26 protein-coding genes are annotated in these 26,342 nt (G+C 71.5%); 15 read left to right on the top strand and 11 right to left on the bottom strand.

The window, feature by feature from the left end:
* Positions 1-67 precede the first annotated feature (67 nt).
* The gene (locus ACO0M4_RS11580; RefSeq protein WP_430369787.1) at positions 68-286 is read right to left on the bottom strand and encodes a hypothetical protein; all 219 of its coding nucleotides are present in this window, start codon (positions 284-286) and stop codon (positions 68-70) included.
* Positions 287-840: 554 nt separating this feature from the next.
* On the opposite strand from ACO0M4_RS11580, the gene ACO0M4_RS11575 reads away from it, so the two are divergent.
* The 3 genes from ACO0M4_RS11575 (at position 841) to ACO0M4_RS11565 (ending at position 3,346) form a co-directional block, all read left to right on the top strand.
* On the top strand, positions 841-1,500 hold the full coding sequence (locus tag ACO0M4_RS11575; RefSeq protein WP_430369786.1) for a transglycosylase SLT domain-containing protein: 660 nt from the start codon (positions 841-843) through the stop codon (positions 1,498-1,500).
* 316 nt (positions 1,501-1,816) lie between these two features.
* Positions 1,817-2,695: a lysozyme gene (locus ACO0M4_RS11570; RefSeq protein WP_430369785.1), complete on the top strand. Its 879-nt coding sequence runs from the start codon at positions 1,817-1,819 to the stop codon at positions 2,693-2,695.
* 198 nt (positions 2,696-2,893) lie between these two features.
* A complete protein-coding gene (locus ACO0M4_RS11565) occupies positions 2,894-3,346 on the top strand; it encodes a spore-associated protein A (protein WP_430369784.1) in 453 nt (150 codons plus the stop codon).
* 39 nt (positions 3,347-3,385) lie between these two features.
* On the opposite strand, the gene ACO0M4_RS11560 is transcribed toward ACO0M4_RS11565, so the two are convergent.
* From ACO0M4_RS11560 to ACO0M4_RS11540, 5 genes are all read right to left on the bottom strand, one after another.
* Positions 3,386-4,072: a response regulator gene (locus tag ACO0M4_RS11560; protein ID WP_430369783.1), complete on the bottom strand. Its 687-nt coding sequence runs from the start codon at positions 4,070-4,072 to the stop codon at positions 3,386-3,388.
* Positions 4,069-5,376: a sensor histidine kinase gene (locus tag ACO0M4_RS11555; protein ID WP_430371341.1), complete on the bottom strand. Its 1,308-nt coding sequence runs from the start codon at positions 5,374-5,376 to the stop codon at positions 4,069-4,071. Before ACO0M4_RS11555 ends, ACO0M4_RS11560 begins: the two co-directional genes overlap by 4 nt.
* Before the next feature lie 25 nt (positions 5,377-5,401).
* Positions 5,402-6,649: an acyltransferase family protein gene (locus ACO0M4_RS11550; RefSeq protein ID WP_430369782.1), complete on the bottom strand. Its 1,248-nt coding sequence runs from the start codon at positions 6,647-6,649 to the stop codon at positions 5,402-5,404.
* Entirely contained in the window at positions 6,642-7,679 is a 1,038-nt protein-coding gene (locus ACO0M4_RS11545; RefSeq protein ID WP_430369781.1) for an alpha/beta hydrolase, read from the bottom strand. Before ACO0M4_RS11545 ends, ACO0M4_RS11550 begins: the two co-directional genes overlap by 8 nt.
* Positions 7,680-7,864: 185 nt before the next feature.
* Positions 7,865-8,962 carry a LacI family DNA-binding transcriptional regulator gene (locus tag ACO0M4_RS11540; protein WP_430369780.1) on the bottom strand — a complete coding sequence of 366 codons (1,098 nt, stop codon included), beginning with the start codon at positions 8,960-8,962 and terminating at the stop codon, positions 7,865-7,867.
* 272 nt (positions 8,963-9,234) lie between these two features.
* Between ACO0M4_RS11540 and ACO0M4_RS11535 the strand changes: the two genes are divergently transcribed.
* From ACO0M4_RS11535 to ACO0M4_RS11515, 5 genes are all read left to right on the top strand, one after another.
* Positions 9,235-10,530 carry an ABC transporter substrate-binding protein gene (locus ACO0M4_RS11535; RefSeq protein ID WP_430369779.1) on the top strand — a complete coding sequence of 432 codons (1,296 nt, stop codon included), beginning with the start codon at positions 9,235-9,237 and terminating at the stop codon, positions 10,528-10,530.
* A 13-nt stretch (positions 10,531-10,543) separates the two neighbouring features.
* A complete protein-coding gene (locus ACO0M4_RS11530) occupies positions 10,544-11,467 on the top strand; it encodes a carbohydrate ABC transporter permease (protein WP_430369778.1) in 924 nt (307 codons plus the stop codon).
* Positions 11,464-12,315, top strand: a complete 852-nt coding sequence (locus tag ACO0M4_RS11525; protein WP_430369777.1) for a carbohydrate ABC transporter permease — start codon at positions 11,464-11,466, stop codon at positions 12,313-12,315. The genes ACO0M4_RS11530 and ACO0M4_RS11525 overlap by 4 nt, the downstream gene beginning before the upstream one ends.
* Before the next feature lie 30 nt (positions 12,316-12,345).
* Positions 12,346-13,617, top strand: a complete 1,272-nt coding sequence (locus ACO0M4_RS11520; RefSeq protein WP_430369776.1) for a glycoside hydrolase 5 family protein — start codon at positions 12,346-12,348, stop codon at positions 13,615-13,617.
* A gap of 65 nt (positions 13,618-13,682) precedes the next feature.
* Positions 13,683-16,745, top strand: coding sequence for an alpha-mannosidase (locus ACO0M4_RS11515; protein ID WP_430369775.1), 3,063 nt, complete (start codon positions 13,683-13,685; stop codon positions 16,743-16,745).
* Positions 16,746-16,775: 30 nt separating this feature from the next.
* Here ACO0M4_RS11515 and ACO0M4_RS11510 read toward each other — a convergent pair whose 3' ends face one another.
* Positions 16,776-17,069 (bottom strand): hypothetical protein, encoded by a 294-nt coding sequence (locus ACO0M4_RS11510; RefSeq protein ID WP_430369774.1) that lies wholly within the window; start codon positions 17,067-17,069, stop codon positions 16,776-16,778.
* A gap of 153 nt (positions 17,070-17,222) precedes the next feature.
* On the opposite strand from ACO0M4_RS11510, the gene ACO0M4_RS11505 reads away from it, so the two are divergent.
* The 3 genes from ACO0M4_RS11505 to ACO0M4_RS11495 all read left to right on the top strand — a co-directional run bounded on the left by ACO0M4_RS11505 (position 17,223) and on the right by ACO0M4_RS11495 (position 19,141).
* Complete coding sequence (locus tag ACO0M4_RS11505; RefSeq protein ID WP_430369773.1) at positions 17,223-18,248, top strand: alpha/beta hydrolase; 1,026 nt, start codon at positions 17,223-17,225, stop codon at positions 18,246-18,248.
* Positions 18,249-18,311: 63 nt separating this feature from the next.
* Positions 18,312-18,506: an antitoxin gene (locus ACO0M4_RS11500; protein ID WP_430369772.1), complete on the top strand. Its 195-nt coding sequence runs from the start codon at positions 18,312-18,314 to the stop codon at positions 18,504-18,506.
* 50 nt (positions 18,507-18,556) lie between these two features.
* Entirely contained in the window at positions 18,557-19,141 is a 585-nt protein-coding gene (locus ACO0M4_RS11495) for a GNAT family N-acetyltransferase (protein ID WP_430369771.1), read from the top strand.
* Positions 19,142-19,231: 90 nt separating this feature from the next.
* Here ACO0M4_RS11495 and ACO0M4_RS11490 read toward each other — a convergent pair whose 3' ends face one another.
* The 3 genes from ACO0M4_RS11490 to ligD form a co-directional block, all read right to left on the bottom strand.
* Positions 19,232-19,444 (bottom strand): cold-shock protein, encoded by a 213-nt coding sequence (locus ACO0M4_RS11490; RefSeq protein ID WP_016576347.1) that lies wholly within the window; start codon positions 19,442-19,444, stop codon positions 19,232-19,234.
* A 285-nt stretch (positions 19,445-19,729) separates the two neighbouring features.
* Positions 19,730-20,953, bottom strand: coding sequence for a D-alanyl-D-alanine carboxypeptidase family protein (locus tag ACO0M4_RS11485; protein WP_430369770.1), 1,224 nt, complete (start codon positions 20,951-20,953; stop codon positions 19,730-19,732).
* 126 nt (positions 20,954-21,079) lie between these two features.
* Entirely contained in the window at positions 21,080-21,985 is a 906-nt protein-coding gene (gene ligD / locus ACO0M4_RS11480) for a non-homologous end-joining DNA ligase (RefSeq protein WP_430369769.1), read from the bottom strand.
* A 31-nt stretch (positions 21,986-22,016) separates the two neighbouring features.
* Between ligD and ACO0M4_RS11475 the strand changes: the two genes are divergently transcribed.
* Positions 22,017-23,153: a Ku protein gene (locus ACO0M4_RS11475; protein WP_430369768.1), complete on the top strand. Its 1,137-nt coding sequence runs from the start codon at positions 22,017-22,019 to the stop codon at positions 23,151-23,153.
* 101 nt (positions 23,154-23,254) lie between these two features.
* Positions 23,255-23,668 carry an RNA-binding S4 domain-containing protein gene (locus ACO0M4_RS11470; RefSeq protein WP_430369767.1) on the top strand — a complete coding sequence of 138 codons (414 nt, stop codon included), beginning with the start codon at positions 23,255-23,257 and terminating at the stop codon, positions 23,666-23,668.
* Here the strand turns inward: ACO0M4_RS11470 and ACO0M4_RS11465 are convergent.
* Positions 23,665-24,132, bottom strand: a complete 468-nt coding sequence (locus ACO0M4_RS11465) for a YchJ family protein (RefSeq protein WP_430369766.1) — start codon at positions 24,130-24,132, stop codon at positions 23,665-23,667. The genes ACO0M4_RS11470 and ACO0M4_RS11465 overlap by 4 nt on opposite strands.
* A 194-nt stretch (positions 24,133-24,326) precedes the next feature.
* Between ACO0M4_RS11465 and ACO0M4_RS11460 the strand changes: the two genes are divergently transcribed.
* Positions 24,327-24,521, top strand: coding sequence for a hypothetical protein (locus ACO0M4_RS11460; RefSeq protein WP_016576341.1), 195 nt, complete (start codon positions 24,327-24,329; stop codon positions 24,519-24,521).
* A gap of 145 nt (positions 24,522-24,666) precedes the next feature.
* The gene (locus tag ACO0M4_RS11455; RefSeq protein WP_430369765.1) at positions 24,667-26,304 is read left to right on the top strand and encodes a hypothetical protein; all 1,638 of its coding nucleotides are present in this window, start codon (positions 24,667-24,669) and stop codon (positions 26,302-26,304) included.
* Positions 26,305-26,342: the final 38 nt, after the last annotated feature.

Below are 26,342 nucleotides of genomic sequence, written 5' to 3'. Positions count from 1 at the left end.
CCCAGGACGGTACGGCAATGGCCCTGCCCGCAACTCGCGGGCAGGGCCATTGCCGTTGGCGTTTTCGTCAGTAGCTGTGGGCGTGGCGTGACGGACCGCCGAAGAGCACGTCCAGGAGGTGCCCGGCGAAGCGGAGGCCGGCGCGCTCTTTGGGGGTGAGGTGGTTCGAGTGGCGGCCCTGATGGCGGCCTTGGTCACGGTCGGCGGGGGCGGCGGCGGCGACCCCGGTGGCGAGGATTCCGGCGGCGAGCAGGCCGCTGAGCACAACGGCGGTGCGACGGAACATGAGCACATCCCTACGGTGAGTGGTGGTGGTACGTGATCCCACTCTCAGGGACCCGCGGTCCCGCCGCCTCGCGACAGTCCGGGCGCTGCTACGAACGGACCAGCGGCACCGCCGCATCGACGGGTCCAGGGGGTGCGACCCGCTTCCGGTGCGCCCCGAGGGCGTGAAGTGCGGGGTGGCGATGGCGAATTCGGGGTGTGACCCAGGTAACTCGCAAGGGGTTTCCCGGGGGTCTTCGAGGGCCCCGGCAGGTGACGCCGGGCACGCGACGTACGTCACGTACGAGCCCACCTAGTCGATGCGGGAGCAGGTCGGACCCATGAACACGGGGTTAAAACCGGTCCATTTCGGACATCGCCCGCCATCTCACGAAGAAGGGTAGTACAGGGGGGCATTGCCACCCGTGGGGTCGGCCGCTAACTATGGATCCAGTCGCACCGAGAGCGCGCCGCACCTCCCGCCCCCAAGGGCGAACGCGGCCAAGAGTCTCCGGTCCGAACGCGCCAACGATGGCCACCTCCCCGTCCCCAGCACCTGGAAGAGGTCACCCCCGTATGCCCAGTTTCACCCTGCCCCGCGCTGCCCGGATCGCCCGTATCACCCGTACCCACAAGGTTGCCGTGGCCGTTCTGGCCGCCGCCGGCGCCACCACGGGCCTGGCCGTCACCGCGGCCCCGAGCAACGCCGTGAGCACGGCCGCGCACGCCCCCGCCGCGGTCAAGCCGGTGAGCGCCAACGGGATGCCCGCCAAGGCCGACGGTGCCAAGGTCGAGCGCCCGGTGAGCGCCTCCGTCGCGGACCACATCAAGGTCACCGCGGTCGCGAAGCAGGGCCACGTCGCCGAGCAGGCCGCCAGCCGCTCCGCCGACCGCCCGGCCGCGCCGAAGAAGTACACCGACAACCTCGACGGCTGGATCCACCAGGCCCTGGACATCATGAAGTCCAAGGGCATCCCCGGCAGCTACGAGGGCCTGCACCGCAACATCATGCGGGAGTCCAGCGGCAACCCCAACGCCGTGAACGACTGGGACGTCAACGCTCAGAACGGCATACCCTCCAAGGGCCTGCTCCAGGTGATCCAGCCCACCTTCGAGACGTACCACGTCGCCGGCACCGCCGATCACCTCACCGACCCGGTAGCCAACATCACCGCCGCCGCCAACTACGCGGCCCATCGCTACGGCTCGATCGACAACGTCAACTCGGCGTACTGAGCCACCGTCGACGACGGATGGGACATCCGGCCCGGCAGGGTCGACAGAGAGAACTGGCGAAGCGGTGACATGGCGCGTTCGCCGCTGAGCGGAGAGCGGGTCCCGGCACTGCCGGGGCCCGCTCCTCTCGTGCCACGACCGCCGGGCGGAGGGAACGCGGGCGCCGCCAGACGGGTGAGATGGCCCGGCCGGACGGCGGACCCCCGGCTCATCGAGCCATAGAACCGAGCATTTCAGCGTATAAGTCTTTTCATCGGCAGGATTCTGCTCAAATGCTGCCGAAACTGACTCAACTGAAGTCCTTCGGAGGCACGCGATGCCCTTGCGCAGATCCGCACCGGCCCGGCGTACGGTCCCCCTTGCGGCCGGCTCCCTCGTCTCACTCCTCACCGTGCTTGCACTGCCCCTCACACTGCCCGGCACCGCCCTCGCGACGCCGGACGTCGCGAAGACACCCGCCCACCCCGAGCAGGACTGGATGGGCTCGACCATCGCCGCGCACGAGGGCATCGAGCAGGCCAGCGGCTCGGAACCGCGCGGCGCCTGGACCCGGAAGTCCGTGGCCGGGGTCGACGTCTCCAGCCACAACGGCAAGGTCGGCTGGGAGAAGCTGCGGCACATGGGGGTGCGGTTCGCGTACGTCAAGGCCACCGAGGGGACCAACTACAAGAACCCGTTCTTCAACCAGCAGTACCGGGGCTCGTTCCACGCCGGCATGATCCACGGCGCGTACCACTTCGCGCTGCCGGACCACTCCAGCGGCGCCACACAGGCGCGGTACTTCGCACAGCACGGCGGGGGCTGGTCGCGGGACGGCCGGACGCTGCCGGGCGCGCTCGACATGGAGTACAACCCCTACGGCGCGACCTGCTACGGGAAGAGCCACGACAGCATGGTCAGTTGGATCGCCGACTTCGTGCGGGCCTACCGGGAGGAGACCGGGCGGGACGCGGTGATCTACACCTCGACCAGCTGGTGGAAGCGGTGCACCGGCAACTCCAGCCGGTTCGGGCGGAGCAACCCGCTGTGGATCCCCCGCTACGGCTCCTCCGTAGGTTCCCTGCCGGGCGGTTGGCGGTTCCACAGCATCTGGCAGCACACCTCCTCGGGGCACACCGTCGGTGACCACAACCGGTTCAACGGCCCCTACAGCAGGCTGAAGGTGCTGGCCTACGGCGCGGACGACGACGACTGAGGGGAAGAAGAAGCGAAGACGAAGCGAAGGTCAAGGCGAACGCGAAGGCGAAGGCGAACGCGAAGGCCGGGGCTAAAAGGAACACGCGTACTGGCGGAATTTCACGTACAACCATCCCCGTCCGGCTGGTGTCCAACACGGTGCAGCACCAATTCGGTGCATGACCACGCGACGGACACCACCTGACGGGGGTTTTCCATGAAGCGTTCCTCTCTCCTGGCCGGTTCGGCGACACTGGCCGTGGCGAGCATCGCCACACTGAGCCTGGCCACCACCGCATCGGCCGCGCCGGTCCGCAGTGCGGCGTACAACGGGGCCTGCGGCAGCGGGTACGGAGTCGTGAATTCCGTACCGGTCGGCGGAAAGGGCACCGTCTATCTCACGTACAGCGCAAAGACCGGAAAGAACTGTGTGGTGACGGTCCGGAACAGCCCGGGGAAGGCGGTATTCGTACACGCCGAACTCGGGCCGTCCGACCACAGCTCCGCCCCGGTATTCGACAGCGGGAAATACACCACCTATGCCGGCCCGGTCTATCTCGCGGCGAAAGGGCGGTGCGTGGACTGGGGCGGGGCCATCGAATCGGTGAAGGTCAGCGTCACCGGCTCCAACTGCGGGCGGCTGGCGCCCGGGGTCGTGGTCCGGCACTGAACGGTCCTTCCCGGTAAGGGAGTTCCGTAGCAGGAAGGGTCAGTACCCGGTGGGCCGCACCAGCCCCGTCTCGTAGGCGAAGACGGCGGCCTGGGTCCGGTCACGCAGTCCCAGCTTGACCAGGATGCGGCCCACATGGGTCTTCACGGTCTGCTCGGCCACCACCAAGCGCACGGCGATCTCCGCGTTCGACATGCCCTGGGCGATCAGCGACAGCACCTCGGTCTCGCGTTCGGTCAGCCCCGCCACCCGGTCCTTGAGCGGGGTGCGCGGGGCGCCGGACATCCGGGAGAACTCGGCGATCAGCCGCCTGGTGATACTGGGCGCCAGCAGGGCGTCGCCGGCCGCCACCACCCGTACCGCCTGGGCGAGTTCACCGGCCGAGGCGTCCTTGAGGAGGAAGCCGGAGGCGCCGGCGCGCAGTGCCTCGTAGACGTATTCGTCGAGGTCGAAGGTGGTCAGGACGAGGACCTTGACGGTGGCGTCGGCCGGTTCGGTGATCCGGCGGGTGGCGTCGATGCCGCCGAGTCCGGGCATCCTGATGTCCATCAGGACGACGTCCGGGGCGAGTTCGGCGGTCTTGGTGATGGCGTCGTAGCCGTCCACCGCCTGACCGACGACCTCGATGCCCGGTTCGGCGTTGAGCAACACCGTGAAACCCTGCCGGACCATCATCTGGTCGTCCGCGATCAGGACGCGGATGGCTCGGGTGGTGGCGGTCGTCATGGGGTGTCCTCGGCGTCGTCGGAGGGGGCTTCGGGGGTGGTGGGGGCGGGGAGGATCGCGGTGACCTCGTAGCCGCCGTCGGGGGTGGGGCCGGTGGCCAGTTCGCCGCCGAGCATCGTGGTGCGTTCGTGCATGCCGAGCAGGCCGTGGCCGGTGCCCGGGGAGGGCTGGGCGGGCCGGTCGGGGGCGGTGTTGGTGACACGGAGGGTGACCCGGTCCGGGAGGTAGCCGAGCGCGACGTGGACGGCGGCGCCGGGTGCGTGGCGCATCGCGTTGCTGAGCGCCTCCTGGACGATCCGGAAGGCCGACAGTTCGGTGCCGGGCGAGAGGGGGCGCGGGCTGCCGGTGGTGTCGACGGTGACCTCGACGCCGGCGCCGCGCACGTTGTCGACGAGTTCGTCGAGCCGGTCGAGGGTGGGTTGTGGGGCGTGCGGGGCGCTCTCCGGTCGGGTGTCCTCGGAGCGCAGGACGCCGAGGACCCGGCGGAGTTCGGTGAGGGCCTCGACGGCGTTCTGGCGGATGCCGCGGAGGTTCTCCTTGAGTTCGTCGGAGGGGTTCTCGGCCAGGTGGGGGGCGACCTGGGCCTGGATGGAGATCACCGACATGTGGTGGGCGACCACGTCGTGGAGTTCGCGGGCGATCCGGTTGCGCTCCTCCAGGAGCGTGCGGCGGGCGCGTTCCTCCGCGGTGAGCTTTTCCTGGACGACCAGTTCGGTGCGGGCCTTCTGGCGGCCTCGGAGCAGGGCGCCGACCAGGGCGCAGACCGCGAGCACGATGACCGGCACGTGGTCGTCGCGGAAGCTGTCGGAGACCAGCGCGTTGGCGAAGGCCCCGGCCAGGATGCCGAGTACCAGCATCTCGGCGGTGGCCCGGGGCCGGACCCGCAGCGCCACGAGGAACAGCACGATGGCCTGGCACAGCAGCCCGGTGCGCTGCCAGGGCAGGTCGGCGAACGGGTTGAACCAGCTCCCGGCCTGGTACCCGACCAGCAGCAGCACCCCGGTCGTCGCCCACCAGGCCAGGACCGGGCGGTAGAGCGCGAGGATCGGCGCCCCGGCCTGGATCCCGGCGGTGAGGATGGCGAGCGGCAGGCTCATCCGGTACTGGAACGCGTAGGCGTTGGCGTTGCCGGCGAGCACGACGACCCCGAAGATCACCAGCGGGACGATGATCGCCGGCCGCCAATCGAGCCAGCCGGGCCGTCGGCCGCCGACCGGCAGCGGTTCCTCGGTCGCGCCGGTCAACAGGTCTTCGCGCAGGTGGCGCGGCACCGCTCGTAGGGCCGTCGTCAGCCGACCGGCCATGATCCCCCTCTTCACGGGATGCACCTTAGGCACGGGGCACCGCCGCCCGGCGGGCGGGGCTCCCTTCGCGGACGCCCCGGTCGGGTTCGCCCGCATCCGGTCCGGCCGACTCCGGTCCTCCTGCATCCGGTCCGCCCCGGCGGCGGGTGCCCGGCCGGCGGTGCTCGTACGCGGCGAACGCGGCCCAGCACAGCAGCAGCGCGGCCGCGAAGACCGGCAGCCAGGCGAGCCGGGCGAGGATCCAGGCGGGGCGGTCGGGGAGGGTGTGCAGGCCGGGCAGCGGGCCGGCGAGGAACCAGCCGGTGGCGGTGACGGCCAGCATCGCCGTCTGGTGCCAGAGGAAGACGGTCATCGCGGAGAGGTTCAGCAGGGCCACCGCGGCCCAGGCGGCGGGGCGGCGCAGTGCCCGGTTGAGCGGGTCGCGGAGCAGCAGGGCGGCTCCGCACTGGGCGAGGCCGAAGGTGACGGCGGCCAGGGTGGGCGGGTTGAGGTTGGAGATCGCGGCGCCGGGGACGCCGACCATGGACGCGGGGTAGCCGGCGAACAGGACCAGTCCGGCGGTGGCCGTGGCGCCGCCCAGCAGCAGCGCCCACCCGGTCGAACGGCGGCTGGCGGCGCCGCGGGCGCGGGCCGCGCCGAGGCAGTACGGGACGAGCCAGCCGGCGGGGAGGTTGAGCCAGCCGAGCCAGCCGGGGGCGTCGAGGCCGAAGCGGAGGACGTCGACGAGGACGACGACGGCGCACGGCCAGAGGGGGTGCAGGCGGGCGGTCAGCGGGATGGCGGCGGTCAGGGCGGCGAAGACCAGCAGGAACCACAACGGCGACAGCACCAGTTTGACCAGGGTGTGGACGGTGTCCATCCCGACGCCGGCGGCGAGCATGACGGCGGTGGCGACGGTCCAGACCACGAGGACCGCGGCGACCGGGCGGAACAGTCGGCCGAGCCGGGCGTGCAGCCAGTGCCAGTAGGTGGTGCCGCGGGCGCGGGCCGTGGTGTGGCTGCGGGCGGCGACCTCGCCGCCGACCAGGAAGAACACCGCCAGGGTCTGGAACAGCCAGGATATGGGGGCGAGTTGGGGCATGCGTTGGAGCGGGCTGGCGCCGTGCAGGGTGCCGCTGTCGGTGATCAGGGCGGTGACCAGCCAGTGGCCGAGGACCACGCCGAGGATGGCGAAGGCGCGCAGTGCGTCGGTGGCGCGGTCCCGGTCGGGCGGGGTGGCGGCCTGGATGCGGTGGACGAGGGCGGCCGCGGCGGCGCGTGGGGTGTTAGGCACGGTGGGCCTCGCCGGTGGTGCGCTGCGGGGCGGCGGTCGCGTGGGGGGCGGTGGCTGTGTCGGGGGTTGCGGTCGGGGGGCGGCCGGCGGCGATCCGGGCGAGGTTTGTGAGGGAGCGCGTGCCGGGCTTGAGGTAGTCGCTGTGGCCGCCGTCGCCGGCGGGGAAGTTCCGGGCGCCGAACTGGGGGGAGACCGGGTCGGTGCCGAAGCCGAGGGTGGTGGTGGGGAGGGGGAGTTGGGTGTGTGGGACGTCGGCGATCCAGTCGTCGGCGCCGCGGCCGGCCCAGACGGTGGCCCGGGTGTGCAGGTCCGCGGCGGTGTCGGCGCCGACGCCGGGGCTGCCGTAGAGGACGAGGTCGGTGGCGGGGAGGCCGGGGGCGGCCCGGCCGCAGACCACGGACCCGTAGGAGTGGCAGAGCAGTGTGATCCGGGCGGCGGGCCTGGATTTCCTCAACTCCCGTATGAAGGTACGTAGTTGGGGTGCGGCGTCGTCGGCGCGGGTGGTGGTGAGCGCGGCGGGGCTGACGGTGGCGGGGGTGGGGTAGCCGAGCCAGGCGATGACGGCGGGGTGGATGCCTGGTTGCCGGCCGAGTTGCTGTTGGAGGGCTTGGGCGCCGTTACGGAAGCGCTGGTAGGTGTCGAGGCTGGTGTCCGAGCCGGGGACCAGGACGGCGATCCGGTCGGCGTGGGCGAGGTCACCGTAGACCTCGGTGCTGCGGCCGCCGTCGCAGCCGTCGAAGGTGAGGAACTGCCGGGCGGGGGCGGCCATGGCGTGCAGGGCGGTGGCCCGCCGGTGGTCGCCGTGGGCGTCGGCGGTGCGCTCGGCCGCCCGGATGTCGGCGCGGGTGGTGGCGTACCGGTGGGCCAGGGTGGCGGGGGTGGTGTCGCGCAGCGGGCCGAGGGTGGTGGGGGCCGGTGCGGGGACCGCGGCGGGGCGGGCCGCGCCCGACACCGGGACGGCCACCGAGGCGGTGACCAGCACGGCGAGCAGGGTGCGGGTCAGGCGGCTTCTGCGCAGGCGGGGCGCCATGGTGGGTGGTCCTTCCGTACCGGGGTTCTGGGGTGGTTCCGGCACCGAAGTTATGGAGCGCGAGGCGTGATCGGCGTCCCGCCAGGGAGCGCATCTCGCGGGTAGTCCTCAGGTACTACGGGTACGGGGCGGGGTCCGCTGGTGGACCGGCAACGGTGGGGCGCTGCGGCGGTGGTGGCGGTCCGTCAGCCGTTGTGGGGTGGTGGGCCGGTGCTCTCCCGGGGTTCCAGGTGCGGGAGTTCGCCCTCGACGGTGCGGGGCGGGCCGCCGTCGAGGAGGGCGAGGAGTTCGGTGGCGGCGAGCCGGCCGAAGTCGGCGGTGTCGCGGACCAGTGCGGTGAGCGGGGGGTGGGCGACGCGGCACAGCGGGGAGTCGTCCCAGGCGACGACGGAGAGCCGGCCCGGTACGGGGATGCCGCGGCCGGCGGCGACCGAGGCGCCAGCGACCGCCATCACGTCGTTGTCGTAGATGATCGCGGTGGGCGGTTCGGCCGCGTCGAGGAGGCGGCGGGTGGCCTCGGCGCCCTCGGTGTCGGAGTAGTCGGTGGTGACCGAGCGGACCTGCCGCGCGTCGAGGCCGCGCCGGATGGCTTCGGTGCGCAGCGAGTGGATCCGGCGGGCGGTGTGGGCGAGGCCGGGCAGGCCGGCGACGTGCACGATGCGGCGGTGGCCGAGGCCGTGCAGGTGGTCGAGGACCCGGGCCATGGCCTTGGCGTCGTCGGCCCAGACGGTGGTCAGGAGCGGCGCGGTGGGCGGCGGGGGCGGTCCGGGGGGATCCGGGGCGGCGGGGCCGCCGATGGCGACGGCGGGGAGGCCGAGGGTGGCCAGGAGTGCGGGCCGGGGGTCGTCGGTGCGGGGGTCGACGACGAGGACGCCGTCCACCCGGCGTTCGGCCCACCAGCGGCGGTAGAGGGCGCACTCGGTGTCGAGGTCCTCGACGACCTGGAAGAGCAGGGCGGTGCGCCGGGCGGAGAGCACCTCCTGGATGCCGGAGACGAGTTGGAGGAAGAAGGACTCCACGCCCAGGGTGCGGGCCGGGCGGGCCAGCACCAGGCCCAGGCAGTCGGAGTGTTCGCCGGAGAGGGCGCGGGCGGCGCTGTTGGCCTGCCAGCCCAACTCGTCGGCCACCCGGCGGATCCGGGCGCGGGTGTCCGCGGAGACGCCGGGCCGGTCGTTGAGGGCGAAGGACACCGCGCTCTCGGAGACTCCGGCGCGCCGGGCGATGTCCTTGATGGTCGGGCGGCGCACCGGCTTGCGGCGGGCGGCCTCACCGGGCGCTGTCATCGCGGGCTCCTCAGGGCCGTACCGCATGAGTGCCGACAGTCTGATCAGGGCGGCCGGGCGTGTCAAACAATGCCGGGGCGGCTCGGTCGGTTCGCCTCAACAATCGTGTGGTACCGGGGTGTTGACACCTACTAAATCGCATTAGTAGCGTCTGCCGCGTCGCGATCCGGGAGCCTGGAAACCGTGGGACGGAACCGTATTCCCGCGTCGCGACGGCCTTCGACAGATTTCTGGTCCGAGCACTTCATAGCACTTCAGCCAAGGAGCCGGCCATGCATCGTCATTCCCGTCGGACACCTGCCGCTCTCGCGGTCCTCGCCACCTCGGCGCTTTTACTGTCCGGCTGCGGTGCGCCGGACGGTGGCGGGGATTCCGACAGTGCCGCGGGGAAGGTGGAGGGACAGGTCACCTTCCAGACCTGGAATCTGAAGGCGCGTTTCCAGAAGTATTTCGACGGGGTCATCGCGGAATTCGAGAAGAAGTACCCGGGCACGAAGGTGAAGTGGATCGACCAACCGGCCGAGGGGTATCCGCAGAAGCTGAGTGCGGATGCGGCGGCCGGCACCCTGCCCGATGTGGTCAATGTGTCGCCGGACCTCGCCTATCCGTTGGCGAAGGCCGGGATGGCGCTCAACATCGGTAAGGCGGCCGGGAAATACCGGGCCGAGTATCTGGACGGGGCCTGGAAGAGCCATGAGATGCCGGGGCTGTCGGGTGTCTATGCCTTTCCGTGGTACCTCAACACCGGCCCGATGTTCTACAACAAGGACTTGTTCCGCAAGGCCGGGCTGGACCCGGCGAAGCCACCGACCACTTACGACCGGCTGTTCGCCGATGCGCTCACCATGGCGCGGCACAGCGACCGGAAGATCGCGATGCTGGCCAGTACGCCGTCGATCGAGGACTTCGGCCGCTACGGCGTGCGGCTGATGGACGCCCGAGGCACCGCGTTCACGTTCAACGAGCCCAAGGGCGTGCAGTTGCTCACGCACTACCAGCAGCTGTACGCGGCCGGGGCGCTGGATGCGCAGGCGCTCACCGCCGTGGCCGAGTCGGCGGGGCGGAAGTTCGAGCAGCAGTCGGTGGCGATGAATCCGGGCAGTGCGCTGGATCTGGAGAACTTCAAACGGGACGCGCCGGGCCTGTACCAGAACATCGGCATCACCGACGCGGTCAACAACACCGGTAAGGCCAACATGTACGTGCAGGGCCTGATGGTGAACGCACAGAGCAAGGTCAAACCGGCGGCGGTGGCCTTCGCGCACTTCGTGACGGACCAGCAGAATCAAATGGCGTTCGCGAAACAGGTCACGGTCTTCCCCAGCACGAAGGGTGCGCTGGACGATCCGTATTTCACCAAGGAGGACGGTACGGACGCCACGCGGGTGCGGGTGGCGGCGGCGAAATCCCTGAAGACCGCGGTGAATTACACCCCGGTGCTGCTCAGTGATCAGATGAAGACGGCGCTGCGCAATGCCGTCGCCCGGGCCCTTCAGGGTAAGCAGACGCCGAAGGCGGCGCTGGATTCCGCGGTGGCGGAGTGCAATCGTCTGCTGAAGACCAGCTGAGGTCGGGATGGGAATGCGGAGGTCCGGGTCGGCCGGTGCGGTACGGGGCCCGGGCCGTGTTCGGGGAATCCGTACGCAGCTGCCGGCCAGCCCCTGGCTGTTCCTCGCGCCCGGGCTGCTGATCGTCGGCGGATTCAGCCTCTATCCGTTTCTGAGCACGGTGGCGCATTCCTTCACCGATGCCCGGACGTTGACGGTCGGGCGGTTCACCGGCGGCGCCAATTACCAGGAGATGCTGCACGATCCGATGTTCTGGACGGGGCTGCGCAACAGCCTGCTGTACGTCCTGGGCGTCGTGCCGCCGCTGGTGGTGCTGCCGCTGCTGCTGGCGCTGCTGGTCCGGCGGAGCGTCCCCGGGATCGCCTTCTTCCGGGCCGCTTTCTACCTCCCGGTGGTCGCCTCGGTGGTGGTGGTCGGGTTGATCTGGGTGTGGCTACTGGACGACCGGGGGCTGATCAACGCGCTGCTGGAGGTCCTGGGGTTCGGGCGGGCCGGCTTCCTCAGCGATCCGTGGCTGTTGCTGCTCAGCGCGATGGCGGTGACGGTCTGGAAGGGCCTCGGCTACTACATGATCATTTATTTGGCGGCGCTGGCGCAGGTGCCCCGGGAACTGCACGAGGCGTGCGCGGTCGACGGGGCCGGCCCGGTGCGGCGCTTCTGGACCGTCACGGTGCCGGCGGTGCGCTCCACGATGGTGCTGGTGGCCGCGCTCTCCGCGGTCAACGCCTTCAAGGTGTTCTCCGAGGTCTATCTGATGGCCGGGGCGACCGGCGGCCCGGGCGGGGAGGACACCACGCTGGTGATGCTCGTCCAACAGGCCGGCACCGGTCTCAGCGGTCGGGTCGGCTACGCCTCGGCGCTGTCGGTGGTGGTGTTCGTGCTGACGCTCGGGCTGATGTTGCTGGTGTTGCGCGCCAATCGCGGGGAGGACCGATGACGGGGCCGGACCGGCGCGGGCGACGGTGGGCCGGCGGGCCGCTGCTGGTCCGTTATCTGCTGCTGTTCGCGGTGCTGGCGCTGACCGTCGGGCCGTTCCTGTGGCAGCTCTCGACGTCCCTCAAGGGCCCGGGCGAGGACATCTACCGTTATCCGCCGAGCCTGGTGCCGCACCATCCGACCCTCGCCAACTACGCCGCGGTGGCGCAGGTGGTCCCGGTCTGGGACTTCGCACTGAACTCCGTCAAGGTCGCCGTCGCCAACGTGCTGACCAACTGTGCGGGCGCGGCGCTGGCCGGGTACGCACTGGCCCGGCTGCGGTTCCGCGGTCGGCGGGTCGTCGTGGTGGTCTTCATCATGGCGATGCTGGTGCCGGTCGAAAGCATCATGATCGCCCAGTTTTTGACGATGCGTCAGCTTCAGCTGAACAACACCCTGCTCGGGGTGGTGCTGCCCGCCTGCATCGGCGCGATGAACGTGCTGCTGATGCGGAACGCCTTCGCCGCGCTGCCGTACGAGGTCGAGGAGGCGGCGTTCGTGGACGGCGCCAACGCCTGGCAGCGGTTCGTCCGGATCGCGCTGCCGTCGGTCAAGGGCACCCTGGCGGTGGTCGCGGTCTTCGCGTTCATGGGTGCCTGGGACGACTTCCTGTGGCCGCTGATCGTGCTGAGCGACCAGTCGAAGTTCACCCTGACCGTCGGCCTGAACTACCTGCACGGCACCTTCGCGGACAACCAACGACTGGTGGCGGCCGGCTCGGTGATCGCCGTCCTCCCGCTGATCGTGATGTTCGCCTGTCTCCAGCGTTACTTCTTCCGCGGCGTCGGTGAGGGCGCCGTCAAGGGCTGATCCCACACACCCGGAGGGACGGGACCACTCATGCCGGTACCCCACGAGCCGCGCCGGATCCGCTTCGGCGCCAACTACACACCCAGTCAGGGGTGGTTCCACCACTGGTTGGACTTCGACCTGGACGCGGTGCGCGCGGACCTGGACGCGCTGGCCGCGCTCGGCCTGGACCACGTCCGGGTCTTCCCCCTGTGGCCGCTGTTCCAGCCCAACCGCACCCTGATCCGACCGCGCGCCGTCGAGCACCTGGTGCAGCTGGCCGACGCGGCGGCCGAGCGCGATCTGGACGTGGCGGTGGACGGCCTCCAGGGCCATCTGTCCAGCTTCGACTTCCTGCCCGCCTGGACGCAGACGTGGCACCGCCGCAACCTCTTCACCGACCCGGAAGTGCTCGCCGGCCAGGAGGAGTACCTGCGGACGCTGGCCGCCGCGCTCGCCGACCGGCCCGGCTTCCTGGGGATGACCCTCGGCAACGAGGTCAACCAGTTCTCGGACGACCCGCACCCCGATCCGGACCGCATCACCGGCGCGCAGGCGGCGGCCTGGCTCACGCGGATGCTGGCCGCCTGCGAGCAGGGCGCGCCGGGCCGGGCGCATCTGCACGCCGGGTACGACGCCGCCTGGTACCAGGACGGACATCCCTTCACCCCCGCGCACGCCGCCCGGTTCGGCGCGATGACGGCGGTGCACTCCTGGGTGTTCAACGGAACCGCGCAGCGGCACGGGCCGACCGGCGTCGCCACCGAGCAGCACGCCGCGTACCTCATCGAGCTGTCCAAGGCGTGGGCACCGGACCCGCACCGTCCGGTGTGGCTCCAGGAGGTCGGCGCCCCCGCCCCGCACATCCCCGCGGACCGCGCGGCCCGCTTCACCACGGCGACCGTCACCAACGCCGCGGACTGTCCGGACGTCTGGGGCGTCACCTGGTGGTGTGCGCACGACGTCCCGCGGTCGCTCGCGGACTTCCCGGAGTTGGAGTACGGGCTGGGCCTGCTCACCGAGGACCGTACGGTCAAGCCGGTGGGGCGGGCCTTCGCCGAGCTGGCGGCGCACTGGCGGGACCGTCCGTACCGGCCGCCGGTGCGGTCCACCGCGCTGGTCGTCGACGTCGGCGACGCCGAGGAGGCGCCGCACCGGTCGGTGTGCGCGCCTGGCGGCCCGGTCTTCGAAGCCTGGGCGGAACTGGCCGGACAGGGCGCCCGCCCGACCGTGGTCTTGTCCCAACTCGCCTCCGATAAAGCATATTTGACGTCCCGTGGGATCACTGAGGTGTGCACGCCCCAGGAGGCGGTGCGGCGATGACCGCGCTTCCCGGCCCCCTCCCCCGTCCCCGCACCCTGTCTCCCCGACCTCTGGAGCCGTAAGCCATGCATGACGATCGCGCGCTGGTCGAAGCCCGTCTCAAGCGGGTCCTCAACGAACGCATCCGGCCCGCCCTGTACCCGGAGTCGGTGCCGCTGGAGGTGGCGGCCTGGGTCGCGCCGGGTGAGCCAGTGCCGGTGACCGAGGGGCTGGCCGCCGTGCGAACCCCAGTGGCGGTGGGGGATGCCTGGGGCGCGCCGTGGGCGACGACGTGGTTCCGGGTGCGCGGCACGGTGCCGGAGGCGTGGGCGGGGCGCACCGTGGAGGCGGTGCTGGACCTGGGGTTCGACGAGCGGATGCCGGGGTTCCAGTGCGAGGCGCTGGTGTACCTGCCGGACGGGACGCCGGTGAAGGGCCTCAACCCGCGGAACCAGTGGGTGCGGGTGGGGGCGCCGGTGCGGGGCGGTGAGCGGGTGGAGTGGCACCTGGAGGCCGCGTCCAACCCGGTCATCCTCGACGTCCCCCCGTTCCAACCGACGGCGTTGGGCGACCGGGAGACCGCGGGCAGTGAGCCGCAGTACCGGCTGGCTCGGATGGACCTGGCGGTGTTCGACACCGAGGTGTGGGAGCTGATCTTGGACCTGGAGGTGCTGGGTGAGCTGATGGTGGAGCTGCCGGTGGACAGCCCGCGGCGCTGGGAGGTGCTGCGGGCGGTGGGGCGGGCGCTGGACGCGGTCGACCTCCAGGCGGTGAACGGGACGGCCGCGGCGGCGCGGCGGCATCTGAGCGGGGTGCTGGCGGCGCCGGCTGCGGCGTCCGCGCACCGGATCAGTGCGGTGGGGCACGCGCACATCGACTCGGCATGGCTGTGGCCGCTGCGCGAGACGGTCCGCAAGGTGGCCCGGACGACGGCGAACATGACGGCGCTGTTGGCCGACGAGCCGGAGTTCGTCTACACGATGTCGCAGGCGCAGCAGTACGCCTGGATCAAGGAGCACCGGCCCGAGGTCTACGCGAAGGTCAAGGAGGCGGTCGCGGCGGGCCGGTTCGTCCCGGCGGGCGGGATGTGGGTGGAGTCGGACACCAACATGCCCGGCTCGGAGGCGATGGCCCGTCAGTTCGTGTACGGCAAGCGGTTCTTCCTGGAGGAGTTCGGGGTCGAGAACGACGAGGCGTGGCTGCCGGACACCTTCGGCTTCGCGGCGGGACTGCCGCAGATCATCAAGGCGGCCGGGGCGAAGTGGCTGCTGACGCAGAAGATCTCCTGGAGCCAGGTGAACTCCTTCCCGCACCACACCTTCCGTTGGGAGGGCATCGACGGCACCCGGATCTTCACCCACTTCCCGCCGGTGGACACCTACAACTGCCAGCTGTCGGGCGCCGAACTCGCCCACGCCGCACGGAACTTCAAGGAGAAGGGCACCGCCCGGCACTCCCTGGCGCCGACCGGCTGGGGCGACGGCGGCGGGGGCACCACCCGCGAGATGATCGCCAAGGCCCGCCGGCTGCGGAACCTGGACGGCTCGCCGGTGGTGCGGTGGGAGAAGCCCGCCGACTTCTTCGCCCGGGCACAGGCCGAGTATCCCGACGCCCCGGTGTGGGTGGGCGAGCTGTACCTCGAACTGCACCGCGGGACGCTCACCAGTCAGGCCCGCACCAAACGCGGCAACCGCCGCAGCGAACACCTGCTGCGGGAGGCCGAACTGTGGTCGGCGACCGCCGCCGTCTCCACCGGATTCCCCTACCCCTACGCGGCGTTGGACCGGATCTGGAAGACGGTCCTGCTGCACCAGTTCCACGACATCCTGCCCGGCTCCTCCATCGCCTGGGTGCACCGCGAGGCGGAGCGGACCTACGCCGCGGTCGCCGCCGAGTTGGAGGAGTTGATCGGCGCCGCGCTGGCGGCCCTGGCCGGCGGCGGCGACCGGCAACTGGTGGCGAACTCCGCACCACACGCCCGGGCCGGGGTGGCGGCGGGCGCGGTGGCCCCACCGCTGGCGGAAGGCGACCCGGTGACCGCCGGGCCGCGCCCCGGCGGCGGGTTCGTCCTCCAGCACGACCTGCTCCGGATCGAGATCGACGACCGCGGCCTGGTCGTCTCCGCGTACGACACCACCGCCGAGCGGGAGACCGTGGCCCCGGGCGCGGCGGCGAACCTGCTCCAGATCCATCCGGACTTCCCCAACATGTGGGACGCCTGGGACGTGGACGCCTTCTACCGCGAGGTGGTCACCGATCTGACCGACGCGGACGAGGTCGTGCTCGCCGAGGCGGCACCGCAGGCCGCGACGGTCCGCGTGGTGCGGCGTTTCGGCGGGTCACGGGTGGTCCAGCGCCTGACGCTGGCGCGCGGGCAGCGGCGGCTGGACATCGACACCGAGGTGGACTGGCACGAGACCGAGAAGTTCCTCAAGGCCGCGTTCCCGCTGGACCTGCACGCCGAGCGGTACGCGGCGGAGACCCAGTTCGGGCACCTGTACCGGCCGACGCACACCAACACCAGTTGGGAGGCGGCGAAGTTCGAGGCGTGTGCGCACCGGTTCGTGCACGCCGGGGAGCCGGACTGGGGCGTGGCGCTGGTCAACGACGCGACGTACGGGCACGACGTCACCCGTACCGTGCGGGAGGGCGGGCCCGAGGACGAGCGGGGCACCACCACGACCGTCCGCCTGTCCCTGCTGCGCGCCCCGCGCTTCCCCGACCCGGAGACGGACCAGGGCAACCACCGCTTCCGGTACGCGCTGGTCCCGGGCGCGACCCTCGGGGACTCGGTGCGCGAGGGACACCGGATCAATCTGCCGGAGCGGGCGGTGACCGGGTCCGGTGCGGTGCCGCCGCTGGTCACGGTGGACGACGACGCGGTGGTGGTCACCGCGGTCAAGCTGGCCGACGACCGCAGCGGCGATGTGGTGATACGGCTGCACGAGGCCCGGGGCGGACGCGCCCAGGCCGCCCTGACCTGCGGTTTCGCTCTGGCCGGGGCGGTCATCACCGACCTGCTGGAGCGCCCCGCCGAGGACGGTCCGACCCTGGAGCGGCAGGGCGACACGGTGCGGATGGCGCTACGGCCGTTCCAGATCGTGACGTTGCGGCTACGCCGGGCGGCGGAAGCGCAACCGGCCGGCTGACCGGGCGGCCCGAGGCCGGGGCGGAGCGGCTCAGCCGGGGTCGGCGGACGGTGTGCGGGCGTCCCGGCAGGTGTCCCGACGGTCCGCCTGCCGCCGGTCCCGGCCGGCGCCGCGCCCGCGGCCCCCGCGCCGCGGACCGGGTCCGGGCGTGGCCTCCCCGCCGGGATCCCGGCGGGGATCCAGCCCGAGCATGTCCATCAGCAACGACAGGTCCTGCGCGTCCCGAGCACGGCCGGCCAGCGCCCTCCTGGCGAGCCGTCGCTCGTGCGCACCGGGCACGGCACGGGAGGCGGGGTCATCGGCACTGCGCTGTTCATCGGTCACCGCTGCATTCTCGGCCGGACCGGGTCGGACTGCCCGTCGAACGGGCCGATGGGCGCACGACGGAACCGTTCCCGGTCGAATTCCCTCTTTATGGTCACTTGCACTTGATCGTCATGGTCACTCGCATGTGATCGACCAGTAGCGGAGTCACCGTTGAAACACCCTTACGCCCGCGCGCTCACGGCCGTCCTCGTCGCGTCCTGCGCTCTGCTCGCCGGCTGCTCGGAGAACGGCAAGCCGGTCGACTTCAACGCGGGCGCGCCGGGGAGCGCGTCCACCCCGGTCAAGCCGGTGGACCAGGACACCCGCATGCCCACCGGCCCGAAGAGCGAGTTCCGGATCACCCGCACCCTGGACGACGGCACGCACATAGCCCGGACCACGCTGAAGGGCGCGAAGTCCGGGGTCACCGGCAGCGTCTGGGTGTGGGCCCCGAAGGAATACCAGGATCCCAAATACGCCAAGAGCGGTTTTCCGGTGCTGATAGCCCTGCCGGGTGGTCTGGGCAGCCCGAAGGACAAGGACGGGGTGACCAATTACTGGGTCGGCGGCGACATCAAGCTCCAGGAGAACCTCGCGCAGTGGACCGCGGAGGGCAAGAGCCTGCCATTCGTCGTGGTGATGCCGATGCTCAATCCGGACACCCGCTATCACGACGGCAGCGACATACCGGGCCAGCAGAAGATGGGGACCTGGCTGACCGATGACGTCGTCGATCTGGTCAAGGCCAATTTCCGTACCTTTGCGTCCCGGGACGGCTGGGCTTTCATGGGGTCGTCCTCGGGCGGTTTCGTGGGCCTGAAGTCGGTGCTGAAGCATCCGGAGAAGTTCAAGGCGGCGATAGCCAGCGGCCCGGACATCGTGCCGGATTCCCCGATGTGGGCCGGCCACCAGAAGGAGAAGGACGCCAACAACCCGGAAAAGCTCGCGGCGGGACTGCTGAAGAAGGGCGGACCTGACGTCTATCTCGCATTCCAGGCCGGCAGCAAGGAAGGCGCCGCGGTGGTCAATCCCATCCGCCGGTTCCGGGAGAAGTACAGCAAGGGTCCGATCCACACCGCGCTCCAGATGATTCCCGACGGCCGGCACAATGCCTGGGATTACCAGAAGGGCATGGCGGCGAGCTCCATGAAATTCATCAGCGACCAGCTGAAGGCTCCGATTCCCAGCGGCTCCTGATGCAGATCGTCCGTTCGGGGGAGATGCTGGTGTCGAGGGGGGCCATGCTGAGGAGGGCGATCCATGTCTGTGCTGGACAAGCTCAAGGAACTGCTCAAGGGCCACGAAGAGCAGGCGGGTAAGGGCGTCGACAAGGCCGGTGACTACGTCGACGAACGGACCCAGGGGAAGTACCAGAGCCAGGTCGACACCGCGCAGGACAAGCTCAAGGAGCAACTCGGCGGGACGGACCGGGACACGGACCAGCCGCCGCAGTAATTCCGCGCTCGCCCCGGGACGGGGACGGCGCCCGGGATTAGGCTGAACGGATGATCACCACGTCCGCCCGGCTCGCCCCCGACGTCCTGATGCGCCCCACCGAGCTGGCGGACGCCGCCGGATACTCCCGGGCCTACCTGCGTAGCCTCGACCACCTCCGGCACACCGAACCGCACCGCGCGGACGGGTTCTACACCCCGGCCGGTCAGGCGGAGCGACTCCGGGGGCAGTTGGCGGAGCGGGACGCCGGGCGGGTGATGCCCTGGGTCCTGGTCCGCGAGGCGGACGGCGGGTCCGGGGAGTCCGGGGAGCCGGACGTGGTCGGCGCGATCACCCTGTCCCAGATCACCTACGGCCCGCTGCGCAGCGCCAGCGTCGGCTACTGGATCGACGCCGGCCACCTGCGCCGCGGGCTGGCCGCCGCCGCGCTGCGGGCGGTGTGCGAGGCGGCCGACCGGGAGCTGGGGCTGCACCGGGTGGAGGCCGGGACGCTGGTGGACAACATCGCCTCACAGCGGGTCCTGACCGGCTGCGGCTTCACCCCGTACGGCACCGCGGAGAAGTACCTGCACATCAACGGCGCCTGGCGGGACCACCGGCTGTTCCAGAAGATCCTCAACGATCGCCACCCGTAGCACCCGTAGCACCCGTAGGTGCGTCGTGTCGTACGGCGGCGCCCGCCCCCTGCGCGGGGCGGGCGCCGTCCGATGCGGCCGGGGCCGCGCTCACGAGGAGGTCAGCACCCGGATCTTCTCCGCCTGCGGGCCCTTCTGGCCCTGGGTGACCTCGAAGCTGACCTTCTGGCCCTCCAGCAACTCGCGGTAGCCGGTGGCGTCGATGTTGGAGTAGTGCGCGAAGACGTCGGCGCCGCCGTCGTCCTGCGCGATGAAGCCGAAGCCCTTTTCCGAGTTGAACCACTTCACCGTGCCCGAAGCCATGTTGCGTCTCCTTCGCTCTATGGGCTCGAATCGGCTCCCGCACCGCGCGGAATCCGGAGGTGATCGCCCTGGCCCGGAGACGTACCGGACAGCAAGAACGCCCGTGAATGCGACACGGGCGCCCGGCACTTCGGAACCACGACAGCTGATCAGGACGCTACACCGACCGGGCCCACCAGTCACCACAAATCATGGCAAACGCGTCATCCTTCACCGGGCAAGGCCACACCACTTCCTCCGTATCTCCGGCTTATCGAACGAATGTGCGAGGCCGAGAGGGGGCCGTCAGGAGGCCGGTCCGCCGTCCTCCGGGCCGACCGGCTGCCGCCGGCGCCACCACAGCGCGGTGCCGAGTCCGGCCAGTGCGATCACCCCGGCGGCGGAGAAGGACCACAGGACCAGGTCGTCCGTGCGGCCGCCCGCTCTGGCCGTCGATGCCTGGTGCAGCGCGGTGACCGGCGCCCGGTGGGCGGCCTGCGCCGTCCCGGGGTCCTTCGGGTCGGGGGCCGGGGCGGGCAGTGTGCCGACCGCTGCGGCCCGGGGCGCCGCGGCGAACCCCCAGTCCAGCAGGGCGCGGGCCTCCTCGTAGACCGCGTTCTCGGCGCCGGACTGCGGGTTCATCACGGTCACCAGCAGCGTCCGGTGGCCACGCCGGGCGGCGGCGATGAGGGTGTTCCCGGCATGGGTGGTGTAGCCGTTCTTCACCCCGATCAGGCCGTTGTAGGGGGCCACCCCGTGCGAGCCGACCAGGAGCCGGTTGGTGTTCTGGATACCGGACGCGTCGGGGCCGCCGTCCTCCGGGAAGCGGACGGTCTTCGTGGCGGCGAAGTGGGCGAAGTCCCGGTTGGTCAGCCCGGCCTGACCGAACAGGGAGAGGTCGTAGGCGGAGGAGAACTGGCCCGGCGTGTCGAAGCCGTCGGCGGATTCGACGGTGGTGTCGCGGGCACCCAGCCGCTCCGCGGTCGCCTGCATGTCGTCGATGGTCCGGCCCCAGCCGCCGTTCATGGCGGCCAGCGCGTGCACCGCGTCGCTGCCGGAGCTGAGGAAGACGCCGTGCCACAGGTCGGCGACGCGGTACGGCACGTCCTCCTTGACGCCGGCGAGCGAACTGCCGGCCTCGATGCCAGCCAGGTCCGCGGAGGAGACCGTACGCACCGTCCCCTGGGCGAACCTCGGTAGCACCGTCAGCGCGAACAGCGTCTTGAGGGTGCTGGCCGGCGGCAGCGGCCGGTGGGCGTCCTTGGCCGCGAGGATCCGGTGACTGTCCAGGTCCGTGACGACCCAGGACAGGGCCGACACCCGGGGTGGCTCGGGGACTCCGAGCCTCGGCAAGAACTGCACTCCGTGCTCGTCCAGCAGGTTCTCGGCCGGGGCCGGCGGGGCGCCGCGCAGGTCGTCGACGCCGTTGGGGCCGTCGGCGACCGCCGGGCCGCACAGGGCCAGCAGGCTCGCGGTACAGACGGCCGCTGCGGTCAGGGCTCTGACGGGGGACCAGGTCGCTGTCGACATGTGGCCACGCTAAGAACGCCGCGGGCCGCGCGCCGGTTGGCCTACTCCATACGGTTCCCGGCCGCGACGGACGCGGGCGGGCCGGCCCCTCCGTCCCGGGCCCGCGCGCCGCTCCCCCACCTCCTCCTAAGCGGGGCGCCGGTCGCCGCGCGGCACCGGGCGGGCTCGTTCGGGACCGAGCAGCGGTGCGTGCAGGTCGCCGTAGCGCTCGCGGCGGCCGGCGATCTCGTCGAAGAGGAAGGTGAGTTGACCCGGTTCGGCGCAGGCGGCGACCTCGTCCCAGGTGACCGGGGTGGAGACGGTCGGAAGGGGGCGGGCCCGCAGGGTGTAGGCGGTCGCGGTGGTCTTGGCGGCGGCGTTCTGCGAGAAGTCGAGGAAGACCTTGCCCGGCCGCAGCGCCCGGGTCATCTTGTGCGTGACGAGGTCCCCGAGCGCGGCACCGGCCTCGACGGCCAGCGTCCGGGCGTAGGCGGTGGTGCGGTCGGCGGGGGTCGGCTCGATGGGCACGAGGAGGTGCAAGCCCTTGGAGCCGCTGGTCTTGGCGTAGGCGTCGAGTCCGTCGGCGGCCAGCCGGTCGCGCAGCCACCGGGCGGCGGTGCAGCACTCCACGATGGTGGCGGGTGCGCCCGGATCCAGGTCGAAGACCAGCCGGTCGGCCACGCCCGGCGCGTCGCAGGTCCATTGCGGGGTGTGCAGTTCGACGACGAGGTTGGCGGCCCAGACCAGTGAGGCGAGGTCCTGGAGGAGCACCTGCCGGGCCGGCCCCGACCTCGAATGGGGGACCTCGCAGCTCTTCACCCAGGAGGGGGCGCCGGGCGGCACGTTCTTAGTGAAGAAGCACTGGCCGTCCGGCCCGTCGGGGTAGCGGAGGAAGGACACCGGGCGGTCGTGGAGGTGCGGGAGCAGCGCGTCCGCGGTGGTGGTGCAGTAGTGCAGCACCTCACCCTTGGTGGTGCCGGTCTCGGGATAGAGGACCTTGTCCAGGTTCGTCAGCGAGAGGCGCCGCCCCTCCACGACGGTGATCGGCGACATACCATGGAGAATCCCACATGAGGTGCAGATCATGCGATCTATCTGGAACGGGTCCATATCGTTCGGCCTGGTCACCATCCCGGTGAAGACCTACAGCGCCACCGACCGCACCTCGTCGGTCTCCTTCGTCCGCATCCACGACAAGGACGGCGCCCCGATCCAGTACCGCAAGATCTGCGAACTGGACGGCCAGGAGGTGCCGAACGAGGAGGTGGGCAAGGGGTATCAGCCGCCCGGCGACGACACGGTCGTACCGATCACCGACGAGGACCTGTCCCGGCTGCCGATGCCGACCGCCAAGACGCTGTCGATCCTCTCCTTCGTGGACCCCACCGAGATCGACCCGCTCCAGTTGGACAAGGCGTACTACCTCGGCCCGAACGGGACCTCCGCCGCCAAGCCGTACGCCCTGCTGCGGGAGGCCCTGGAGCACCACCGGAAGGTCGCGATCGGCAAGGTGGCGATGCGCGGCCGGGAGACCCTGGCCATGTTGCGGGCGTACGACGGGGCGCTGCTGATGCACACCCTGCTCTGGCCGGACCAGATCCGCTCCGCTGAGGGCATCGCACCGGAGGCCGTCAAGGTCCGCGAGAACGAGATGACGCTGGCCGAGATGCTGATGGACTCGCTGGGCGCGCTGGACCCGGCCGAGCTCCACGACGACTACCGCGAGGCGGTGGAGGAACTCGTCGCCGCCAAACTGGAGGGCGGAGCCCCGGTCACCCCCGACACCTCCGCCACCTCCGGCGCCCGGGTCATCGACCTGACGGCGGCACTGGAGAAGAGCGTACGGGCCGCCCGCGGCGGCTTGCCGGACACCAGCGAGGAGGGCGCACAGGACGCCTCGGTCACCCCGATCCGGGGCCGCGGCCCGACCGGCAAGAAGTCCGCCGCGAAGAAGTCCCCCGCGCGGACGGCGGCCCCCGGTAAGAGCAGCACCGACACGACCGCGGGCAGCCGAACCGCCGCGAAGAAGACCGGTGCCGGCAAAGCCACCACCGGCAAGACCAGCGGCGGCAAGTCGGGTACCAGCGGGGCGGATACGGGTGCGTCCACCGCCGGGAAGACCGCGGCTGCCCGGAGCACGACCGGGCAGACCACGACCGGGACGACCACGGCCAAGAAGCAGTCCCGGACCAAGCGCGCGACGAAGTCCACCGCGTCCTAGGACCGATCCGACCCTGCTCGACCGGACCGGCCCTGGCGCCCCTCGACGCGGGCCGTCGCTCCCCCGCCCGGCCGGGTGGGCCGTTCCTCTAGAGTCGCAGCATGGCTTCAGACGAGGGGATGACCACCACCCGGGTCGACAGTTGGATCTGGTCGGTGCGGCTCACCAAGACGCGCTCGATGGCCGCGGCGGCCTGCCGGGCCGGACATGTGCGGGTCAACGGTGAGCGGGTGAAGCCTGCCCACGGCGTGCGGTCCGGCGACGAGGTGCGGCTGCGGCAGGCCGGCCGGGAGCGCATCGTGGTGGTGACCCGGCTGGTGCGCAAGCGGGTGGGCGCCCCGGTCGCCGTCGAGTGCTACGTCGACAACAGCCCGCCGGTGCCACCGCGCGAGGAGGTCCCGATCATCGCCGTCCGGGACCGCGGCGCGGGCCGGCCCACCAAACGCGACCGCCGCGAAATGGACCACCTGCGCGGCCGACTCGGCGCCGGCCCGGAGTCCGACCACCAGCCCTAGGCCCCGTCGTCGGGCAGTGCGTCCACGTAGACCCAGTGGCCGTCCTCACGGACGAAGCGGCTGTGCTCGTCCTGGCTGCCGGCCTGGCCGCGCACCGTGTAGTGCGCGCGGAAGGCGACCGTGCCCTCGGTGTGGAAGGCGCTGCCGCCGGTCGTGGCGAGGATCTCCAGGCCGGTCCAGCGCTGCACGGGGTCGAGTTCGAGGGTGGTCGGGCGGGTCGTCGAATGCCAACTGCGCAGCAGATAGGCGGTGTCGCCGACGGCGAAGGCGCTGTAGCGGGAGCGCATCAGCCGCTCGGCCGTCGGGGCGGCCGTGCGCCCCTGGTGGAAGGGGGCGCAGCACTCCCCGTAGGACGCCTCGCGGCCGCACGGGCAGGGCGAGTTCTCGGTGATCGCGACGGGTGCGGGCGGCTGCTGCCGGGTCCGCTGCTTCGAGGGTTTCGACGACTTCCTGGGCTTTGACACGCCATGATTGTGCCGGGTCGGGCGGGGTGGATCCGCGGCGGGCGGGGTGTGGGCCGGGCAGGATCTCACGGGGGTTGGACCGTTTGAGGGATTTCCCCGATAAATCCGCCATTTGCATCTTTTCTTGGCTTGATACCGGCCGTGAGGCTGGAAGAACTCACGGTGACCGTCCCCACACCCAGGAGAGAACCCTCATGATTCTGTCCATTTCCGGCGTCGTCCTGCTCGGTGTCATCGTCTTCCTCTTCTTCCGCAAGGACGGCCTCAAGTTGTCCCACGCCCTGATCTGCGCACTCTTCGGGTTCTACCTCGCCGGCTCGGCCATCGCGCCCAGCATCAAGGCCGGCGGGGCGAGCCTGGCCAGCCTCCTCGGCGGGATCAAGCTCTAGGGCCTGCCCCCCAGCAGCGCGGCGCCGCTCCCACCGCCCGTTCGGGCCCGTCCGTCCCGTCCGGGCGGCGGCGCGTGAGACCCGCCCCGGCTCGCCGCCCACGCCGAGCCGGCCCGCCGTCCGTACGAGCACCAGGAGAGAAGCTGTGGCCCGGCGCCCCTTGCCCCGCATCCTCACCGGCAACGCCCTGACCAGCAGTGCCCCGATCGTCCGCGGCCGCGAACTGGCGCGGACCGCGGCCGACGGCGCGACCGATGTGCTCCACCCGCTGATCACCGTCAGTCGGGGCCTGCGCCGGCTGACGGTGGCCGGACGGGGACGCTGGAACGCCACCCCCAAGGAGCAGCGGGGGCCGCTGTGTTTCGTGGCCGCGGGGGCGGTACTGATCGTGGCGCTGGTGCCGTACGGTCCCCTGCTCGCGGTGATCACGGTGACGGCGGTGGCGGCCTGGGTGGGCCGGGACCGGACGCCGGTGGCGGAGGACACCGGCCCGAGCGAGGCGGAGACCGAGCGGCTCCAGGCCCTCTACGAGGCGCTGGTGCCGCACTTCTCCGCCGAGGGCGACCCCAGCCCTCTCTACGCCCATGACGGCGACTGGCAGCGGGCGTTCACCGAGTACGCCTTCGACGAGGACGGTCGGCCGGCGCGGCTGCATCTGAAGTACCCGGCGTATTTCCCCGACGGTGACGACCGGTCCCGGGTCGGCATCGAGCAGCTGTTGCACGCCAAGTCCGGCCGCGGCCGGGAGTGCCGCTTCGACTGGGAAGAGGAGGCCAACCAGCTGGTGATGACGGCGCTCGGGCCGCTGCCGGCGGACGTCGCGGCGCAGCGCTTCGTGACCTCCCCGGGGGAGACGGTGCTCGGCTTCACCGACACCGATTCCGTGCAGCGGACGCTGCCGGTGCTCTGCGGGGGCGCGACTAGGGACGTGCCCCCGGTGGTGTGGCGCACCGGCCGACGGTCCACCGAACCGCATCTGCTGGCACTGGGGCAGCCGGGCGCCGGCGTGACGACGCTGCTGCGCTCGATCGCGCTCCAGGCACTACAGCACGGCGACGTGCTGGTGATCGACGGTGGCGGCACCGGTGAGTTCGGGTGCCTGGCGGGGCGGCGCGGGGTGTTGGCCGTGGAGAGCGGGCTGACCGGCGCGTTGGCGGCGCTGGAGTGGGCGACGCACGAGACCGAGCGGCGGCTGGTCGCCGCCAACCGGGCGCAGCAGGCCGGGCAGCCCGCGCCGGCGGACACCCGCAGCGGGCTGTGGATCATCGCGGACCGCCTGACGGCGCTGTCCCATCTGGCGGCGGTGGAGGGCCGGGACGACCCGCAGCGGCTGCTCCAGGTCCCGCTGCGGCACGGCCGGGCGGCTCAGGTGACGGTGGTGGTGGCCGACCAGTTCGAGACCGCCGAGCTGCTGAGCGACCCGGTACGGAGCCACGCCAAGGCGCGGATCGTGCTCGGGCCGGCCACCGCCGAGGAGGTGCAGGCGGTGCTGGGGGTGCCGGCGCACACCACGCCGCTCGCGCAGGTACCACCGGGCCGCGGCTACGCCCGGCTCGGCACCGGCCCCGTCCTCCGGCTCCAGGTGCCGGCCACCCCCGACCCGTACGACGAGGCGACCGGTGAGACGCACCGGCGGGCTGTCCTGGCGCTGCTCCCGGAACGGACCGTTCCGGGAGACCCGGCGGAAGCCGCCGCCACCGCACCCGGGCCGGTGTCCTTCGCGAAGCGCGACGCCGCGGCGCCGGTGGGCGGCCGGAACCCCGACGCCCCCGAGCAAACCTGACGCCACGTCACCTCGCAGACGCACTTCCCCCACCACGA

It is taken from the genome of Streptomyces sp. RGM 3693 (assembly GCF_050471125.1).
Classification (GTDB): Bacteria; Actinomycetota; Actinomycetes; order Streptomycetales; family Streptomycetaceae; genus Streptomyces.
Note: the sequence above shows the minus strand (reverse complement) of the source record. Positions and strands in the feature narration are given on the sequence as shown.

Excerpts from the sequence above, each read along its gene's own strand:
- ligD (WP_430369769.1), bottom strand. The coding sequence starts at position 21,985 with ATGTCGCCGATCACCGTCGTGGAGGGGCGGCGCCTCTCGCTGACGAAC.
- ACO0M4_RS11565 (WP_430369784.1), top strand. The coding sequence starts at position 2,894 with ATGAAGCGTTCCTCTCTCCTGGCCGGTTCGGCGACACTGGCCGTGGCG.
- ACO0M4_RS11540 (WP_430369780.1), bottom strand. The coding sequence starts at position 8,962 with ATGACAGCGCCCGGTGAGGCCGCCCGCCGCAAGCCGGTGCGCCGCCCG.
- ACO0M4_RS11470 (WP_430369767.1), top strand. The coding sequence starts at position 23,255 with ATGGCTTCAGACGAGGGGATGACCACCACCCGGGTCGACAGTTGGATC.
- ACO0M4_RS11575 (WP_430369786.1), top strand. The coding sequence starts at position 841 with ATGCCCAGTTTCACCCTGCCCCGCGCTGCCCGGATCGCCCGTATCACC.
- ACO0M4_RS11500 (WP_430369772.1), top strand. The coding sequence starts at position 18,312 with ATGTCTGTGCTGGACAAGCTCAAGGAACTGCTCAAGGGCCACGAAGAG.
- ACO0M4_RS11530 (WP_430369778.1), top strand. The coding sequence starts at position 10,544 with ATGCGGAGGTCCGGGTCGGCCGGTGCGGTACGGGGCCCGGGCCGTGTT.
- ACO0M4_RS11475 (WP_430369768.1), top strand. The coding sequence starts at position 22,017 with ATGCGATCTATCTGGAACGGGTCCATATCGTTCGGCCTGGTCACCATC.
- ACO0M4_RS11490 (WP_016576347.1), bottom strand. The coding sequence starts at position 19,444 with ATGGCTTCGGGCACGGTGAAGTGGTTCAACTCGGAAAAGGGCTTCGGC.
- ACO0M4_RS11515 (WP_430369775.1), top strand. The coding sequence starts at position 13,683 with ATGCATGACGATCGCGCGCTGGTCGAAGCCCGTCTCAAGCGGGTCCTC.
- ACO0M4_RS11525 (WP_430369777.1), top strand. The coding sequence starts at position 11,464 with ATGACGGGGCCGGACCGGCGCGGGCGACGGTGGGCCGGCGGGCCGCTG.
- ACO0M4_RS11460 (WP_016576341.1), top strand. The coding sequence starts at position 24,327 with ATGATTCTGTCCATTTCCGGCGTCGTCCTGCTCGGTGTCATCGTCTTC.
- ACO0M4_RS11485 (WP_430369770.1), bottom strand. The coding sequence starts at position 20,953 with ATGTCGACAGCGACCTGGTCCCCCGTCAGAGCCCTGACCGCAGCGGCC.
- ACO0M4_RS11495 (WP_430369771.1), top strand. The coding sequence starts at position 18,557 with ATGATCACCACGTCCGCCCGGCTCGCCCCCGACGTCCTGATGCGCCCC.
- ACO0M4_RS11545 (WP_430369781.1), bottom strand. The coding sequence starts at position 7,679 with ATGGCGCCCCGCCTGCGCAGAAGCCGCCTGACCCGCACCCTGCTCGCC.
- ACO0M4_RS11570 (WP_430369785.1), top strand. The coding sequence starts at position 1,817 with ATGCCCTTGCGCAGATCCGCACCGGCCCGGCGTACGGTCCCCCTTGCG.
- ACO0M4_RS11535 (WP_430369779.1), top strand. The coding sequence starts at position 9,235 with ATGCATCGTCATTCCCGTCGGACACCTGCCGCTCTCGCGGTCCTCGCC.
- ACO0M4_RS11560 (WP_430369783.1), bottom strand. The coding sequence starts at position 4,072 with ATGACGACCGCCACCACCCGAGCCATCCGCGTCCTGATCGCGGACGAC.
- ACO0M4_RS11520 (WP_430369776.1), top strand. The coding sequence starts at position 12,346 with ATGCCGGTACCCCACGAGCCGCGCCGGATCCGCTTCGGCGCCAACTAC.
- ACO0M4_RS11580 (WP_430369787.1), bottom strand. The coding sequence starts at position 286 with ATGTTCCGTCGCACCGCCGTTGTGCTCAGCGGCCTGCTCGCCGCCGGA.
- ACO0M4_RS11555 (WP_430371341.1), bottom strand. The coding sequence starts at position 5,376 with ATGGCCGGTCGGCTGACGACGGCCCTACGAGCGGTGCCGCGCCACCTG.